The sequence below is a fragment of the Agrobacterium sp. S7/73 genome, from assembly GCF_019355535.1.
GTDB classification, from domain to species: domain Bacteria; phylum Pseudomonadota; class Alphaproteobacteria; order Rhizobiales; family Rhizobiaceae; genus Agrobacterium; species Agrobacterium tumefaciens.
In genome coordinates this window covers 2,148,057-2,162,104 of the sequence record NZ_CP072136.1, presented here as the reverse complement: position 1 = coordinate 2,162,104, position 14,048 = coordinate 2,148,057, and the positions used below count along the sequence as shown (strand labels likewise).

Genomic DNA, 14,048 nt, shown 5'->3' with positions numbered 1-14,048 from the left:
AAAAGGCCCGCCGGTTAGGGCAGGCCTTGGCTCGTTTCGTCAGCTGGACGAAAACTCAGTTTGCGGCGAGGAATTCCGCGCAATAGCTCGGGCCGTTGACGCCGGGGCGGTCGGAAACCGTGCGTACCGAAGTGATCGTGTAGTCGCTGGAGACGGTGAGCTGAACCGTGCAGGAGAGCGAGGCGGTGCGGGCGGGCGAAATCTGGCGACCCTTCTTGCCGTCCTTGCCTTCTTCGAACTTGGCCGGAATGGTGGCCTTCTTGTAACCGCCGCGCCAGTTATAGATGGTCGAGCTGCCGGTTTCCGTGTCGCTCAGCGGCGGGCCGAATTTTGCAAAGAAAATACCTGCGGACTGACCGACCCACCGCGTTTCAACGGGGCTCTTCTGGGTGAAGGAAGGGGCAGAGCCCGTCGATGTCGTGCAGGCGGAGAGCGCAATGGCGAGCCCTGCGAGCGTTACGCTGCGAAATAGCATGGTGAAATGTCCTTTGTGCCGTGTCCGGCTTCCCGCCGGTCATTACGTTCCCCTAGCAGATTTGGCGGCGACGGGCAGGGGAGCTGTGCCGCTTGACGAAAATTTCCTGCCACAATTGCTTTTTTGTAACGTTTTCACACACGCCGCCCGGTGCGGCAGGCACTTGGCGACCGCCCTTCGCAGCGCGTTGAAAACTTGTCACAAAAAATGCAATATGCCGCTTGTCGAATGCTGGAGGCTGGTCTATAGAAGCGCCGCTGGTCACGGAGTGTAGCGCAGTCTGGTAGCGCACGTCGTTCGGGACGACGGGGTCGGAGGTTCGAATCCTCTCACTCCGACCAGCTTAAGCCCAATATCTCCCAGGGCTTTCAAATGATCCCAACACTTCTGAAGATCCTTGGATCAAGGCATCGTACGGAGACCTGACCGTTTAAAACCGGACGGGTAAACGCATTCGGCGTCCGCGGCTGCAAATCACGACTTTGGTGATTGCACGGAAGGTCAATTTCTCCTCCTCGCCAACGGGAGAATGAGCAAAACGCAAACAAGAGCCGTCGGCCAGAAGTCGGTTAAACCATCCCAGGACCAATTCCAGAAGTAATAACCCTCCAGATGGGGAGGAGGCATTTCTACGGACACCTCGTAGTCCCGCTTTTCCCTGCCATGAAAATGACCGGCGGCGAAGGCCAGCCCGATTATCCACGCCATTCGCCAGCTAACGAGCAGGCGAAACAGAACGGCGACAATCGCCGCCATGATGACGGCCTCTAGAATGTGCCCCGCCCAATCCCAATGGTCTTGAATGTAGGTCCAGTCGATCATCGGTAGCGGTAATCACCGCGCCAGTCGCGACGATCGTGCCAATCCCTCCGATCGCGCCAATCCCTCCGATCGCGCCAATCCCTCCGGTCGCGCCAATCCCTCCGGTCGCGCCAGTCGCGACGGTCATAGTCACGGTAGTGGCGATCGCGTTCATAAGTGCGGTAGTACACGCCTGTCGTATAATATCCGCCGCTACGGTAGCCCCGATCATCGACACAGCCGCTTAGGATGCCCACCGAAACCAGGCAGATCGCTGCAGTCAGAATTTTCATAATCTTCATCTCCCAATGACGGACACTAACGTGCGCTGAACCACGCAGTTCCATTGCTGAGAGAGTGAGGTGTCGGTCATTAACCGGGCCTGAACACAGCGCCATGACGCTGGCCATCTTCTGGGCTCTGCCAAGCGTCGAAAACTTGATGCGTTTGACGTTATCGACTGCGATGAAGCCGTCGTCAGCGCAGTCGCAGGGAACGCAACTGCGCCTCAACCGTTATCCCACCACAACAACGATGGAGGATAACATGCTAAAAGGTATTGCACTGTGGGCGATGGGTGTTCCGATTTTTGTGATCATTCTGCTTTACATGTTCGTGTTTTAAACGAGGCCTGATCCAAAGGCTTTCAAACAAAAAAGGCGACCGCTTGGACGGTCGCCTTTTTGTTGTGCGTGCGTGTCTGTCAGTCCAGATCGCTGATCAGCCGTGAGGCTGTCGCGCCATCCGTGCGGCGGATGTCGATCTCGTCGCGGTGCTTGGCCAGCAGTTCGCTTGCCAGAAGCTTCTCGGCAAGATGGGCGGGCAGGGAGAGAATGACACGGTCACCCTGTTCTTCCGTCGCGCCAACGCTGCGTTTGCCGGCAATCATGCCACCCGCCACCGTGTTGTTGGTGTCGGGGTCGATCAGGATGAAAGAGCCCGTTGCCCGGTTCTGCTCATAGGCATCGAAGATCGCCGTCTCGTCGAAGGAGAGCCGCACCTTGCCGATGGCGTTCATCGGCAGCGATGTCTCGTGCGCCTGCCATTCGCCTTCTTTCAGGTTGAGCTGGCTGACCGGCTGCACGCTGACGCGCTGGCGGCGGCTGCCGCTTTTCAGCCAGTAACGTTTGCCGGCCTCGATGCCACCCGGCTGCAACGCCACGATCTGCGCGTCGAAGGCAAGCCCTGTCTGCGGTTGTGCCTCGATGGACACGATCATGTCGCCGCGCGAGACGTCCACCTGACGGTCGAGAACGAGCGTGACCGCGTCACCAGCAACGGCGGCGTTACGCACCAGATCGAAAGTGACGATCTGCTTGACATTCGCGACCATGCCTGACGGCAGCACGACAACGCTGTCGCCCGGCTTGACCGAGCCGCCGGCAACCGTGCCCTGATAACCGCGGAAACTTTCGCCGGGGCGCGACACGCGCTGTACGGGGAAGCGGAAACCACCCGATTGCGCCGAGCGCACCGTGGCAAGCTCCAGCGTTTCGACCAGCGTCGGGCCTTCATACCAGGGCATGGAGGCCTTGCCTGATAGTACGACGTTTTCGCCCTTCAGCGCCGACATTGGAATGGCTGTGATCTGCTTGATGCCGAGGTCGGAGGCGAAATCGCGGAATTCGTGGGCGATCAGTTCAAAACCTGCCTTGTCGTAATTCGTCAGGTCGATCTTGTTGATGGCCAGCACGAATTGCCGGATGCCCATCAGTGCCGCGATGGTGGCGTGTCGGCGTGTCTGTTCCAGAATGCCGGTGCGCGCATCGACCAAAAGTACGGCGAGATCGGCCGTGGAAGCGCCGGTCGCCATGTTACGGGTATATTGCTCATGGCCGGGCGTGTCGGCCACGATGAAGGCGCGCCGGTCGGTTGAGAAATAGCGATAAGCGACATCGATGGTGATGCCCTGTTCGCGCTCTGCCTGCAAACCGTCGAGCAGCAGCGCGAAATCTGGCAGGCCGAGATCGTTCTGCTTGCCGCTATCGCGGTGCAGGGTGGCGGCCTGATCTTCCTTGACGGCCTTGGTGTCCCACAGGAGACGGCCGATCAGGGTCGATTTGCCATCATCCACGCTGCCGCAGGTGATGAGACGAAGCGGGCGCGTATCACGCGTCGCCTTCGAATGTTCTGCAAAGGGCAGAATGGTGGCCGTGGAGGCGGTGTTGGTAGCAGCGGCGGTCATCAGAAATAGCCCTCGCGCTTCTTCTTCTCCATCGAGCCGGACTGGTCTCGATCGATGGCGCGGCCCTGCCGCTCGGAAACGGTGGCGATTTCCAGCTCTGCGATGACCTCCTGAAGCGTCGCCGCCTCGGAGTGGATCGCGCCGGTCAGCGGGAAGCAGCCGAGCGTGCGGAAGCGGATCGAGCCGTGCTTGATCTCTTCGCCGGGCAGCAGCTCCAGCCGCTCGTCTTCGGCAAGGATCATCATGCCGTCACGCTCGATATAGGGGCGCTCGGCGGCGTAATAGAGCGGCACGAGCGGAATGTTTTCCGCCTCGATGTAACGCCAGATATCGACTTCGGTCCAGTTGGAGAGCGGGAAGGCGCGCACGCTTTCGCCCTTGCGGACCATGCCGTTATAGATGTTCCACAGCTCAGGGCGCTGGTTGCGCGGGTCCCATTTGTGGTCCGGCGTGCGGAAGGAATAGATGCGCTCCTTGGCGCGGCTTGCTTCCTCGTCGCGGCGCGCACCGCCGAAGGCGGCATCGAACTGACCGGCGTCTAGCGCCTGGCGCAGGGCTTCCGTCTTCATGATGTCGGTGTAGAGCGCCGAACCGTGGGTGAAGGGCGTCACGTTTTCGCTCGCGCCGCGCGGGTTTGTGTAGGAGATGAGATCGAGGTCATATTCCTTGACGATCTTGTCGCGGAATTCGATCATTTCCTTGAATTTCCAGCCCGTATTGACGTGCAGCAGCGGGAAGGGCACGCGGCCTGGGAAGAATGCCTTGCGCGCCAAATGCAGCAGCACGGACGAATCCTTGCCGATGGAATAGAGCATCACGGGATTGTCGAATTCGGCGGCGACTTCGCGGAAGATATGAATGGCTTCGTTTTCAAGCGCCTTCAGATGCGGATCGAGCGGCGGCTTGGATGCGACAGTATTCTTGCTGTCCGTCTCGTGGACTGCGTTGGACATTTTAAACTCCGGAACTGGTCTGAATGATTATCGTTGTGGGATGGCGGAAATGGCGGATGTCTGGTCCGCACCGGCGACGTGAAGACCGCATTCGCGCTTCTCGTCGTTTTCCCACCACCATCGTCCGGCGCGCTCAGGCTCGCCGGGCTTGATAGCGCGTGTACACGGCTCGCAGCCGATGGAGGGGTAACCACGCGCATGCAACGGATTGACGGGAATGTTTTCAGAAGCGACATAGGCCTTGATCTGGTCGATGTCCCAGTCCGCCAAGGCATTGACCTTGATCAGATTACGCTCGGCGTCGAACTCGGCAAAAGGTGTGGTCGCACGATTGCCCGACTGGCCGCGGCGGAGCCCGGTGATCCAGAAGGTGGCACCTTCCAGCGCCTTGCCGAGCGGGATCAGCTTTCTGACATGACAGCAGGCGTGACGGGCCTCGATGCTTTCGTAAAAACCGTTGAGGCCGTATTTTTCGGCATAGGCGTCGATATCGTCCTGTTCGGGCCGAAAGCGACGGATGTCGATGCCGAAGCGTTCCTCGGTTTCCTCGATGAGATCGACGGTTTCCTTGAAGAGCCGGCCGGTTTCCAGCGTCACGACGTCGATCGGCAACCGGTGGGTGCCGATGGCCGCCGTGATGACCTGGTCCTCGATGCCGAGGCTGGTGGTGAAGACCGCACGGCCGCCAAGACCGGCGATAAAGGAAAGTCGTCCCGCAAGATCGAGCCCGGCAAGCGTGGCGTCGAGGGATGCGGTATCGGCAGAGGCATTTGCTGAATTGATCGTCATTGTCACGTCCGGGATTTCCATGGCCGATTATTGTTGAAATCGGGCCTCTGGAACAGAAATGACAGTCTTTGTGCGCTGCACTTCAGAGCAAAAATGCCTCACGCGCACGATCTATGAGCAAAAGATGCCCGTTCACCTTCTTTGCAGCTTGGATTTGAATTGTGACAACTTCTGCGCTAAGCCGGAATTGCCGGGTATCCGGGCTTGTGTTCTACTGGTTTCACGATGATTTCGCAGAAGGCAAAATATGCGCTGAGGGCGCTTCTTTCGCTGGCAAAGGCCGACGGCGGCTGTCCTGTGCAAATTTCCGATATTGCCCGCGAACAGGCCATTCCGAAAAAATTCCTTGAACAGATCCTTCTCGAAATGAAGAAGGAACGCATCGTCGAAAGCAGGCGCGGCAAGCAGGGCGGTTATTTGCTGGCGCGCCCGGCTGCCGATATCACCTTCGGCGAGGTGCTGCGCCTCATCGACGGGCCGCTGGCTCCCTTGCCCTGCCTGTCGCAGACCGCCTATCGCCGGTGCGAGGATTGCGATGGCGAAAAGCAGTGCGAAATACGCCACGTCTTCGCCCGCGTGGCCGATGCGACCCGCAATATCCTTTTCAACACCACCGTTGCGGATGCCGTTTCAGGTGTGGAAGTGCCCGAACTTTTGACGGCCTGACGAAAAAATCGTCTAAAACACCTGAATATTTTTCGCCGTAACGCCAAAAAATCGTCAAAAATGTGAAACGGTTTTGCATTCAGCAAAGTTTTACACGACGCTTGTTGCGCCTTTCGCCTATGCTGCGCTGTATTTGTTGCCCGTGGAAACGCTCTCGGGAAACACTTTTTCGATCGTATTCGGCCTCATTGACCAACTCTACCGGTCCAGTAGAGTTAAGCCATCTTCATCAGGAGGGAATACCGATGTCCAAGCTTCTGTCCGGTTTGAGCGTTTTCGCTCTCGGTCTATCGCTGGCTCTGGGAGGTGTCGGCTCGGCTGCCGCGCAGACCAAGCTGCTTAACGTGTCCTATGATCCGACCCGCGAACTCTACAAGGATTTCAACGAAGCCTTCGCCAAGAAGTGGAAGGCCGATACCGGTGAGGATGTCACGATCCAGCAGTCGCATGGCGGCTCCGGCAAGCAGGCTCGCTCGGTCATCGACGGTCTGGAAGCCGATGTGGTGACGCTGGCGCTGCAGAGCGATATCGATGCCATCGTCCAGAATTCCGGCAAGATCAACAAGGATTGGCGCGGCCGCCTGCCGCATAATTCCTCGCCCTACACCTCCACCATCGTGTTCCTCGTCCGCAAGGGCAACCCGAAGGGCATCCATAACTGGGGCGATCTGGTAAAGGGCGACGTGCAGATCGTTACCCCGAACCCCAAGACATCAGGTGGCGCACGCTGGAATTACCTTGCCGCCTGGGCATGGGCGAATGAAGAGTTCAAGGGCGATCAGGACAAGATCAAGGCCTATGTCGGCGAACTCTACAAGCGCGCTCCGGTGCTCGATACCGGTGCCCGCGGCTCCACGGTCACATTTGCGCAGCGCCAGATCGGCGACGTGCTGCTGGCTTGGGAAAACGAAGCCTATCTGGCCGGTCAGGAATTCGGCGCGGATGCCTTCGACATCATCGTGCCGCCGATCTCGATCCTCGCCGAGCCGCCGGTCGCCGTGGTTGACGCGAACGTCGACGCCAAGGGCACCCGCAAGGCGGCGGAAGCCTATCTGCAATATCTCTATTCCGACGAAGGTCAGAACATTGCGGCGAAGCACTTCTATCGTCCTTCGAACCCCGCGGTTGTCTCCAAGGATCTGCTGAAGCAGCTGCCCGACATCAAGCTCGTCACCATCGACGATCCGCAGTTTGGCGGTTGGGCCAAGGCGCAGCCTGAACATTTCGGTGACGGCGGCATCTTCGACCAGATTTACAAGCCCGCCAAGTAAGCGGATGATGGGCTGAAGACAAATCCGCCCACCCCGCTTAAGGGAACTTGAAAAACGACAAATCGATCGACCGGACACCGTGCCGGTCGATCCTTTATAACAAGGCCGGGGAACACCGGCTCCCAGAGAGCATTTCCAGGAAAAGTGGACCCCGGTTTTCTGTCCTGAAATGTGCCAAACTAAAGATTATCCGGAGCGTTGATGAGCAATAATACATCCGGAAACAGGTGGAAGTGGCGTCAATCGAGCGTGATACCCGGCTTCGGCCTGACGTTCGGTTATACGGTCGTCTATCTGTTTCTCATCATTCTTATTCCGCTCGGCGGCCTCATCTGGTCCACGGCGAAACTTGGTTTTGCAGATTTTATTGCGATCGCTGTCGATAGCCGTACGCTGAATGCGCTGCGCGTCAGTTTCGGCACCGCCTTCATCGCCGCACTGGTGAACGCTGTTTTTGGCGTCATCGTCGCCTGGGTTCTCACGCGGTATCGTTTCCCCGGCCGGCGTTTCGTTGATGCCATCGTGGATCTGCCCTTTGCCCTGCCGACGGCGGTTGCCGGCATCGCGCTCACCACGCTTTATGCCAATCGCGGCTGGGTTGGCTCGCTGTTCGAACCCTTCGGCATCAAGATCGCTTTTACGCCGACCGGTATCGTCATCGCGCTGATCTTCATCGGCCTGCCATTCGTGGTCCGCACCGTGCAGCCGGTCATGGAAGAAATAGACCGGCAGGTGGAGGAGGTGGCGGCAACGCTCGGCGCCAACCGTTTCCAGACCATCAGCCGGGTGCTGCTGCCAAGCCTCACGCCCGCCATCCTGACGGGCTTCGCACTCGCCTTCGCGCGTGGTATCGGAGAGTACGGTTCGGTCATCTTCATCGCCGGCAATATTCCTTACGTCTCGGAAATCGCACCGCTCCTCATCGTCATACGGCTGGAGGAGTTCAATTATGCGGGCGCGACGGCCATCGCCACCATCATGCTGATCATTTCCTTCGCCATGCTGTTCCTCATCAATCTCATTCAGGCCTGGAGCCGCAAGAGGTACGGTTATGTCTGATGCTTCCCGCACCTCGTCCCGACCGTTCCGCGATCCCGCCAGCGAGAGCCTGCCTGTCCGGCTGGTGCTGATTGCCATTGCCTTCCTATTCCTTGCGGCTTTCCTCGTGCTGCCGCTGGTATCGGTGTTCTTCGAGGCATTTCGCAAAGGCGCCGATGCCTTCTGGGAAGCGATCGTCGAGCCGGATGCACTCTCCGCCATCCGTCTGACACTGCTTGTCGCCGCCATTTCGGTGCCGCTCAACCTTATCTTCGGTGTCGCCGCCGCCTGGGCGATTGCGAAATTCGAGTTCAAGGGCAAGGCATTCCTGATAACGCTGATCGACCTGCCGTTCTCGATCTCGCCGGTCATATCGGGTCTGGTCTATGTCATCCTGTTCTCTTCGCACAGCGTGCTCGGGCCATGGCTGAAAAGTTACGGCATCGAAATCCTCTTTGCTGTTCCGGGCATCGTGCTTGCCACCATCTTCGTCACCTTTCCCTTCGTCGCGCGTGAACTGATCCCGCTGATGCAGGAGCAGGGCAATGGCGATGAGGAGGCGGCGATCTCGCTTGGCGCAACCGGCTGGCAGACCTTCTGGTATGTCACGCTGCCGAATATCAAATGGGGACTGCTCTACGGGGTGCTGCTCTGCAACGCCCGCGCCATGGGCGAGTTCGGCGCCGTCTCTGTCGTATCAGGCCATATTCGCGGCGAGACCAACACCATGCCGCTGCATGTCGAGATACTCTATAATGAGTACAATATCGGCGCGGCCTTCGCGGTGGCGACGCTGCTGGCTGGTCTGGCGCTCGTGACGCTCGTTCTCAAAACCATTCTCGAAATACGCTTTGGCGCGGGCAACGCAGCCGGCAAGCATTGAAAGGCATATTCATGGAAGTGAAAGTTTCCGGCATCACCAAGCAGTTTGATCGCTTTCCGGCGCTGAACGACGTGTCGCTCGACATTCGTTCCGGCGAGCTGATCGCGCTGCTCGGTCCCTCCGGTTCCGGCAAGACGACGCTGCTGCGCCTCATCGCCGGCCTGGAGCAGCCGACCCAAGGCCGCATCTTCTTCGGCGATGAGGATGCCTCGCACCGCTCGGTGCAGGAGCGCAATGTCGGTTTTGTGTTTCAGCACTACGCCCTGTTCCGCCACATGACAGTTGCCGACAACATCGCCTTCGGCCTGAAGGTGCGCCCTTCCGCCTCCCGCCCGCCGAAGGCGGAAATCCGCAGGCGAGTTTCGGAGCTTCTGGACATGGTGCATCTGACCGGCCTCGAAAAGCGCTACCCGACCCAGCTTTCCGGCGGCCAGCGCCAGCGCGTGGCGCTGGCTCGCGCAGTTGCCATCGAGCCGAAGGTGCTGCTGCTTGACGAACCCTTCGGCGCACTCGATGCCAAGGTGCGCAAGGAACTGCGCCGCTGGCTGCGCGAATTCCACGACCGCACGGGCCACACCACCGTCTTCGTTACCCACGATCAGGAAGAAGCACTGGAACTGGCCGACCGCGTCGTCGTCATGAGCCAGGGCAAGATCGAACAGGTCGGCACGGCGGATGACGTCTACGACACGCCCAATTCCCCGTTCGTCTTCTCCTTCATCGGCGAATCCTCCAGCCTGCCGGTGACGATCCGCGACGGCCAGGTGGTGTTTCAGGGCGAGAGCATCGGCGTCGCCGAAAATGGCGCAGGTGAGGGCGAGCTGTTCTTCCGTCCGGAAGATGTGGTGTTGACCGACGAGAAAAACGCGCTTTACGGCAAGGTTACCACCTGTCGCCGCCTCGCCGGCACCCGCATCGCCGAAATCGACATCGCCAATAACGGCCATGACCCCTATCACCTCGAAATCGAGGTGCCGCTCAACGCCGCCGTGGCGGTAGGTGCCGAACTGCGGTTTCGTCCGACCCGGTGGAAGGTGTTTGGCAAGAAGTAGGGGAGATGCGGCTGCGATTGGCAGCTGGCGGTTGCGCCTATCCTGAGTTCCCCGTCATACCGGCCTTGAGCCGGTATCCAGCCAACCCAACTCCGTGGGTTGAAAAGAACCTTTCCGCCGCGCAGACGCGCGTCCGACGGATGTATAAGATGTCTGCAACGCTAGCGTACACACCGTCATTCCTGTGATCGTCACAGGTTGCCAGCCGGCGCGCGTCTGCGCGGCGGTGAAACTCCATTCAGCCCAAAGACTTGGTCTGGCTGGATCTCTGTGACAAGCACAGAGATGAGGGAACCGGGTAAACGCGCCAATCACCCCAGAAACGGAAAAGGGTCGCCAGAGGCGACCCTTCCATGAGCTTGGTCCTGTTTACAGACCCGGGACTGTTTCTCAACGTTCCGAAGGCAAGAGGTTTTTACGCCGAGGGCTGCCCCGTCGAAAACCCACCCTTTCCATTGCCTGCACCAGAGACCGAAATCTCATTAGACATTGGATCACCTCCTTCCGATACGTTGAACATAACTAGAAGGTAGTACGATTCGTCATTAATGCAAGAGGTCTGATCAGGACACCCGCATCACGATCTTGCCGATATGATTGCTGGTTTCCATCAGCCGGTGGGCCTCCACAACTTCGTCCAGCGTGAAGACCTTGTTGATGACAGGCGTAACCTTGCCGCTTTCGATGAGTGGCCAGACCTGTTCGATAAGCTCATCACGGATGGCGCGTTTCTCGTCAGCGGTACGTGGCCGCATGGTGGAGCCGGTGACGGTCAGGCGTTTGACCATGATTGGCCGCAGATCAACCTTTTCAGCCACGGCGCCGCCCAGAAAGGCGATGATGGACAGACAGCCATCCTTGGCGAGTGCGGCAATGTTCTTTTCGAAATAGGCCGCACCGATCATGTCGAGAACCACATCGACACCCTTGCCATCGGTTTCGGCCTTGATGACGGCGGTGAAATCCTCGTCGCGGTAATTGATGGCCCGTTTGGCACCAAGCTTGACGCAGGCCTCGCATTTTTCCGCAGAACCCGCCGTCGCATAGACATCAGCGCCGAAGGCTTTGGCGAGCTGGATGGCGGTTGTGCCGATACCGCTGGTGCCGCCGTGGATGAGCACGCTTTCGCCTTCGGTCAGGCCCGCCATCTGGAAGAGGTTGGCCCAGACGGTGAAGAAGGTTTCCGGCAGCGCGGCGGCCTTGACGGCGTCGTACCCCTTGGGGAAGGGCAGGGCCTGACCGGCCGGCACGGTGCAATATTGCGCATAACCGCCGCCATTGGCGAGCGCGCAGACCTTGTCGCCAGGTTTGAATTCGCTGACGCCTTCGCCGAGCGCCACCACTTCTCCGGCAATTTCGAGGCCGAGGATCGGGCTTGCGTCCTTCGGTGGCGGATAGGCGCCCTGCCTCTGCGCGACATCGGGGCGGTTGACGCCGGCCGCCTCGACCCTCACCAGGATTTCGCCTCTGGCGGGGGTTGGCAAAGGTGCTTGCGAAAGCTGCATCACCTCCGGGCCACCATGGGAGGGAAGGTCGATGAAGCGCATTTTTTCGGGCAGGGTCACATTTTCGGGCATGGCCAGGGGCAATTCCTCATTTGTCGGCGTTACCTGAAGATTTAGGACAGATGTACCGCTTAGGGAAGGAGGCCCTTTGTCGCTGATGTCATTTTGTCTCCCCGAACACCCGGATGACGAGGCCGCCTTCGTTTTCTTTCGCGGCTGTCTTGATGCCGGCGATCTCGCTGCCGATGCGCTCGGGATTGGCGATGATCAAACCTTTTGGCAATGTGAGAACGCCGATGGAGCAACGCAGCAGGGCAAAATCCCGCTCATTGCCGCGACGGTCCAGCCCGACCATGCGACCAGCCTGACGGTCCTCTGGCGAATAGAGTTCGGCCACTTCACCGTGAAAATCGCTCAGCAGCCGCTCGAGGATTTCCGTCAGTTCCTCCACCGCCCAGTCACGCACGCCGACGAAGAAGTCGTCGCCGCCGATATGGCCGAGAAAGCAGTCGCCGGCGAAAAAGTAGCGACGCATCAGTGCGGAAAACAGGGTGATGGCGTGGTCGCCGGCATTGAAGCCGTATTTATCGTTGAAAGGTTTGAAATTGTCGAAATCGCAATAGCAGAAGAAACGGGTCTCATCGCCATCGCCGCAGCTGTCGGCGATGAAGCCGCCGATGGCGCGGTTGCCCGGTAGCGCCGTCAGCGGGTTCTGGTCCTGCGCCATCTTGAGCTGTTTTTCATTGATGACCTTGATGAGTGATGCGGCTGAGACGATGCCGGCGTAACGCATGTTTTCGGTCAGGATGATGCAGGCGCTGCCGCCCATGCTGGCGAACATGTTCATCAGTTGATCGGCATCGGCGTCGAGACCCACGATCGGCGCAGGATCGACGAAGTGGGAAATGGTGCGCTCGTAGATCTTGTTCTTGAGGAGATCGCGCCCGAAAGGTCGGTAGATGTATTCCTTGAGGTGATATTCGTTGATGACGCCGCGCGGTTCGCCATTGGCGTTGAGCACCGGGAAAAACGCCTGCTGCGGGTTTCTGCGGAACAATTCGAAGACGCTGTCGACGCTGTCATGCTCATAGACGGTGGGAAGACGCTCTATTTCGCGACGGATGAGGATTTCGTCCAGCGACTGGCTGTTGCGCCGCGCCATGCCCACGCGGTTGAGGTGCGGAAAGCTCTCGGGAAGTTCGCTGGTGAAAACCGTCGGCCTGGCGATCAGCCAGCCCTGCACCAGATCGACGCCATATTCGCGGCAGGTGAGAAATTCCGCTTCGGTTTCGATGCCTTCCGCAATGACCCGGACGCCGAGAACATGAGCGATGTTGACGATGTTGCGCACGAGATGCTGCTTGCGCGGAAGATGATCGACACCGCTGATGAAATGCCGGTCGATCTTCAGGTAATCAAGCGGATAGTCGCATAAAAGCTTCATCTCGCCGTGACCGGCGCCGAAATCGTCGATCGCCAGCTTGAAACCTTCCTTGCGCATGCGGGCGATCAGCGCCTTGAACTCCGGCACGCTGGTATTGTCGAAACGTTCGGAAAGTTCAAAGCAGATGGAGGAGGCCGGAATGCCCGCCCGCGCCAGATGGCCAACGAGCTTGTCAAGAATGGCGTCCCCGTGCGGGATAAGCCTTACATCGAGATTGAGGAACAGGGTGGTGGTGGAAAAATCCGCCAGGGTGGAGAATTTAGCGAGCGCCCGGCTTGCCAGCATCTGCTCGAAGGCCTTCAGCTCGCCATCCTCGGCAGCCTGGTCGAGAAGCGCGAGCGGATTGGAAAACCCAAGCCGGTCATGGCCGCGCATCAGTGATTCATACCCGAAAATCGTGCCCGTCGTCGCCTCGACGATCGGCTGAAACGCGGTTTCAAGCACAAGCTTCGCCATGGGAAACATGTGCCCGGAGGCAAACCGCCTTATGACATCGTTCTCCAGCGTTACGGCCGGCATTTCTGTTCTCCGCTATTGCCAGTTCCCGTTGGTGGCATGACAAGTCAAATGCACACACGGGAACTTGTCTCTTTTCAGCAGACAATCGCAGATTACAGGTCAACAAAAGCTTTCACGACTGTGAAGCTTTAATGAAGGTTTTGTCACGGGCCCCTCAATAGCCAGGGGTATCCGGCAGGCCCTCAGGCCCGGCGCACACGGCCGGTGTGAGCGGCGTAAAGTTCCGCAACATTCAGGCGTTCACGATCCGCCTCGACAGGTGCTGCAGCCTCTGTATCTGCGCCGGTTGCGGCAGCAGAGGCCGCCCATAGTCTCAGCGCGGCCCTTACGACCTCGCTGCCGGATGCGTAGGCGCCGCTATTCACGGCCTCGCGCATTCTTGCTGCCTGTTCCGGGGAAATCGATACTGTCACCATTGGCATGATATCACTCCCTTGTTCAACCGTTGCGAAGGCATCTCCGGTCCG

Annotated in this window: 15 protein-coding genes and 1 tRNA gene; 7 read left to right on the top strand and 9 right to left on the bottom strand. The window is 59.0% G+C overall.

Annotation, left to right across the window (positions count from 1 at the left end; all coding sequences use genetic code 11):
• Positions 1-55: 55 nt before the first annotated feature.
• Positions 56-475: a hypothetical protein gene (locus J5276_RS10760; RefSeq protein WP_003511854.1), complete on the bottom strand. Its 420-nt coding sequence runs from the start codon at positions 473-475 to the stop codon at positions 56-58.
• 264 nt (positions 476-739) lie between these two features.
• On the opposite strand from J5276_RS10760, the gene J5276_RS10755 reads away from it, so the two are divergent.
• Positions 740-816, top strand: a tRNA-Pro gene (locus tag J5276_RS10755).
• Between the two features lie 160 nt (positions 817-976).
• Here J5276_RS10755 and J5276_RS10750 read toward each other — a convergent pair.
• Positions 977-1,297 (bottom strand): hypothetical protein, encoded by a 321-nt coding sequence (locus J5276_RS10750; protein ID WP_065702712.1) that lies wholly within the window; start codon positions 1,295-1,297, stop codon positions 977-979.
• Entirely contained in the window at positions 1,294-1,569 is a 276-nt protein-coding gene (locus J5276_RS10745; protein ID WP_112155301.1) for a hypothetical protein, read from the bottom strand. The genes J5276_RS10750 and J5276_RS10745 overlap by 4 nt, the downstream gene beginning before the upstream one ends.
• 103 nt (positions 1,570-1,672) lie before the next feature.
• On the opposite strand from J5276_RS10745, the gene J5276_RS10740 reads away from it, so the two are divergent.
• On the top strand, positions 1,673-1,900 hold the full coding sequence (locus tag J5276_RS10740) for a hypothetical protein (RefSeq protein ID WP_112155222.1): 228 nt from the start codon (positions 1,673-1,675) through the stop codon (positions 1,898-1,900).
• Positions 1,901-1,979: 79 nt separating this feature from the next.
• Here the strand turns inward: J5276_RS10740 and cysN are convergent, their stop codons facing one another.
• The 3 genes from cysN to J5276_RS10725 are packed head-to-tail and all read right to left on the bottom strand — an operon-like array spanning position 1,980 to position 5,224.
• Positions 1,980-3,461, bottom strand: coding sequence for a sulfate adenylyltransferase subunit CysN (gene cysN, locus J5276_RS10735; RefSeq protein WP_003511861.1), 1,482 nt, complete (start codon positions 3,459-3,461; stop codon positions 1,980-1,982).
• The gene (gene cysD, locus J5276_RS10730; RefSeq protein ID WP_065661277.1) at positions 3,461-4,414 is read right to left on the bottom strand and encodes a sulfate adenylyltransferase subunit CysD; all 954 of its coding nucleotides are present in this window, start codon (positions 4,412-4,414) and stop codon (positions 3,461-3,463) included. The genes cysN and cysD overlap by 1 nt, the downstream gene beginning before the upstream one ends.
• A 27-nt stretch (positions 4,415-4,441) precedes the next feature.
• Positions 4,442-5,224, bottom strand: coding sequence for a phosphoadenylyl-sulfate reductase (locus J5276_RS10725; RefSeq protein ID WP_013635643.1), 783 nt, complete (start codon positions 5,222-5,224; stop codon positions 4,442-4,444).
• A 204-nt stretch (positions 5,225-5,428) separates the two neighbouring features.
• On the opposite strand from J5276_RS10725, the gene J5276_RS10720 reads away from it, so the two are divergent.
• From J5276_RS10720 to J5276_RS10700, 5 genes are all read left to right on the top strand, one after another.
• Complete coding sequence (locus J5276_RS10720) at positions 5,429-5,869, top strand: Rrf2 family transcriptional regulator (RefSeq protein WP_003511868.1); 441 nt, start codon at positions 5,429-5,431, stop codon at positions 5,867-5,869.
• Positions 5,870-6,114: 245 nt separating this feature from the next.
• Positions 6,115-7,140: a sulfate ABC transporter substrate-binding protein gene (locus J5276_RS10715; protein ID WP_003511869.1), complete on the top strand. Its 1,026-nt coding sequence runs from the start codon at positions 6,115-6,117 to the stop codon at positions 7,138-7,140.
• A 201-nt stretch (positions 7,141-7,341) separates the two neighbouring features.
• Positions 7,342-8,199, top strand: a complete 858-nt coding sequence (cysT, locus tag J5276_RS10710; protein ID WP_025592705.1) for a sulfate ABC transporter permease subunit CysT — start codon at positions 7,342-7,344, stop codon at positions 8,197-8,199.
• Positions 8,192-9,061, top strand: a complete 870-nt coding sequence (cysW, locus tag J5276_RS10705; protein ID WP_112155223.1) for a sulfate ABC transporter permease subunit CysW — start codon at positions 8,192-8,194, stop codon at positions 9,059-9,061. Before cysT ends, cysW begins: the two co-directional genes overlap by 8 nt.
• 11 nt (positions 9,062-9,072) lie before the next feature.
• Positions 9,073-10,113 carry a sulfate/molybdate ABC transporter ATP-binding protein gene (locus J5276_RS10700; protein WP_003511873.1) on the top strand — a complete coding sequence of 347 codons (1,041 nt, stop codon included), beginning with the start codon at positions 9,073-9,075 and terminating at the stop codon, positions 10,111-10,113.
• Between the two features lie 563 nt (positions 10,114-10,676).
• Here the strand turns inward: J5276_RS10700 and J5276_RS10695 are convergent.
• The 3 genes from J5276_RS10695 to J5276_RS10685 all read right to left on the bottom strand — a co-directional run bounded on the left by J5276_RS10695 (position 10,677) and on the right by J5276_RS10685 (position 14,003).
• Complete coding sequence (locus J5276_RS10695) at positions 10,677-11,690, bottom strand: NAD(P)H-quinone oxidoreductase (RefSeq protein ID WP_162632936.1); 1,014 nt, start codon at positions 11,688-11,690, stop codon at positions 10,677-10,679.
• Positions 11,691-11,778: 88 nt separating this feature from the next.
• On the bottom strand, positions 11,779-13,581 hold the full coding sequence (locus tag J5276_RS10690; RefSeq protein ID WP_112155224.1) for a GGDEF domain-containing protein: 1,803 nt from the start codon (positions 13,579-13,581) through the stop codon (positions 11,779-11,781).
• Positions 13,582-13,763: 182 nt separating this feature from the next.
• Entirely contained in the window at positions 13,764-14,003 is a 240-nt protein-coding gene (locus J5276_RS10685) for a type II toxin-antitoxin system ParD family antitoxin (RefSeq protein WP_112155302.1), read from the bottom strand.
• Positions 14,004-14,048 lie beyond the last annotated feature (45 nt).